A 2,502-nucleotide genomic window follows, 5' to 3' on the forward strand; every position below is an offset into this window, starting at 1 on the left:
GAGCAGACCAAGAAAAGGCAGGGAATAAAATCCCCAGACCAATAATAAACTAAATCCAGTGAAAAGCAATACACCCAGAGCGTATAAAGGAGGCAGGCATCCCAAAGCAGATCCCGCCGTGCACCGCTATTCGATCAGTCTTACCGCCGAGGAAAACGCCCGTTTTCTAACCCTTTATGAGCAGTCTGGCATGAATGTTATGGCGCACTTTATCACGGCGTGCATTTTCCAAAAGGGCATCAAAACGATAAAGGTTGACAAGACTGCAATGGAATATTATGTGCGCCTGACTTCTTTATTCGGGCAGTTCAGGGCTGTGGGGGTAAATTACAATCAGGTTGTAAAAATGCTCAATAGTAATTTTTCCGAAAAGAAAGCCCTGGCATATCTGTACAAGCTGGAAAAACAGACAGCAGAACTTGCTTTGCTGTCACAAAAGATAATACAGCTTACGGGGGAATTTGAAGCAAAGCACCTGAAAGAAAACCCATGAGATGATAGCGAAAATAGCAAGAGGCGCAAGCTTGTATGGTGCACTGGCCTACAATTACCAAAAGGTTGAAAAAGAAAATGCCCATATTCTGTTTACACAGAAGATTATCGAAGCTCCTGACGGAAGCTATTCCATGGAGCAGTTATCCCGTTCTTTTGACCTGCATCTGCTGGCCAACCGAAAAACGGAAAAACCGATACTACATATCTCACTAAACCCTGACCCCAAAGATACCGTAAACGATACTGATTTTGAGAATATGGCGCAGGAATATATGAAGCAGATGGGCTACGGGGAACAGCCTTTTGCGGTGTTCAAGCACACCGATATTGACCGCACGCATATCCATATCGTATCGGTCTGCGTGGACGGGGACGGTAGGAAAATATCAGACAAATTTGAAAAAAGACACTCTATGGCGGTCTGCCGGACACTCGAAAAAGAATACGGCCTGATCTCGGCTGTGGATAAAGAGAAAAATTCACAAAATCAAACATTCAGTCCAGTTGATTATAAGGCGGGAGATGTAAAAAGCCAGATGGCTTCGGTAATCCGCCATCTGCCCAAATATTACCAGTTCCAGACTTTTGGGGCGTATAATGCCCTGCTGTCCCTTTTCAAGATTACAGCCGAAGAAATCAAGGGCGAATACAACGGAATCCCAAAACAGGGACTGGTATATTTTGCGCTCAATGACAAGGGAGAAAAAGCCAGCAATCCCTTCAAGGCTTCGCTGTTTGGAAAAGGTGCCGGATTAGTTCAACTGCAATCCCACTATGAACAGAGCAGGACGAAATTAAAAGGCAGTCCCGCTAAGGAATCAGCCAAAGGCAGGATTGAATCAGCAATGCAGGGTACTCCAAACGAATCTGAATTCAAGAATAAGCTTTTAGAACAAGGGATAAATGTCGTGGTGCGCCGAAATGCCCAGGGGCGTATATACGGCATCACTTTTATCGACCACCAATCCCGCTGTGTCTGCAACGGTTCAGAGCTCGGCAAAAACCTTTCGGCCAATGTATTCAATGACTGGTGGAATAACGGCAATAAGGCAGACCTGTCCAAAAAAGAAAACACTGTTTCACAGGAAATTGCCCCTGCAGGAAACCAGATCAGCGAGCCGTACAGCCAGTCCGACTTTTCAGGGAAAGAAGATATGCCCGAAAACGGGCAGGAAAACAATATTATTGAAGCGTTTGGAAGCTTACTGCCTGAAAACCAAGGGGAAGATTTTCAGGAAACAGCATTTGCCAATCAGATGAAACGCAAGGATAAGCGCAGGAAACCAAAGCTTTAATCTACTTCTAAGCATTTATTATTTACATCAAATGTATGAAACACGATTTTCAATGTACCGTATATAAAAAATTGATAGGATACATAATTGGGATTTTTTTAATTGCCTGCTATTAAAAATACAATTCCCCGGTTATGTACCAAACCATCTCCTTAATTTATCGCATCAGGTGTCCGCCCTGCGATTTTCCGCAATTATGAAAGCTGGGTTCAGTTTTAACTCATTTAGCCGACACCTGTCTGCAAGATCGCTGGGTCACCCAGCCCCGAAAAAAAAAATTGTCCTGAGCACTTAACGCCATCGAAAGACAAATAGTGCCAGCCCTTACCATTACTGCAATAAATTCAAAACTGCATTTTATATTTGCCGGCAGACTTCTATACCTTCTTAGATATAAAGCAGTACCGCCAAAGGCTTGGGCGTGCCTTACCGCCTAAAATAATGGAAAACCTTTACTATTTATGGAAAGTTTAGAAACACTGTTCCGGTCTTTTGAAACAGGCATCAGAAGTGCGAAGGCTTTAAAGCCCAAGGAGTACCTTAAAAGCATCGGACTGGAATATTCTGATCTTCGGATCGGCTTTAATTCAGGACAGTTCCACCACCGAAAAACCTTGAAATCCAAAGAAAGGTTTGAAGAGCTGGGTGTAATTACCAAGAGTGATGCAGGAGTGCGGGATGATTCACTGACCGCCTATACCGTCTTTGGACG

Annotated in this window: 2 protein-coding genes and 1 pseudogene; all 3 read left to right on the plus strand. The window is 43.8% G+C overall.

What is annotated here, in order from left to right:
- The first annotated feature begins 58 nt into the window (after positions 1–58).
- Positions 59–493, plus strand: coding sequence for a conjugal transfer protein MobA (mobA, locus tag J3495_RS18895; RefSeq protein WP_127340892.1), 435 nt, complete (start codon positions 59–61; stop codon positions 491–493).
- A gap of 1 nt (position 494) precedes the next feature.
- Positions 495–1,790, plus strand: a complete 1,296-nt coding sequence (mobB, locus tag J3495_RS18900; RefSeq protein ID WP_127340891.1) for a conjugal transfer protein MobB — start codon at positions 495–497, stop codon at positions 1,788–1,790.
- A gap of 461 nt (positions 1,791–2,251) precedes the next feature.
- Positions 2,252–2,502 (plus strand): annotated as a pseudogene (locus J3495_RS18905) (hypothetical protein); the annotation flags it as partial.

Origin of the sequence: Flavobacterium geliluteum, assembly GCF_017948595.1 — a bacterium.
Lineage (GTDB): Bacteria > Bacteroidota > Bacteroidia > Flavobacteriales > Flavobacteriaceae > Flavobacterium > Flavobacterium flavipigmentatum.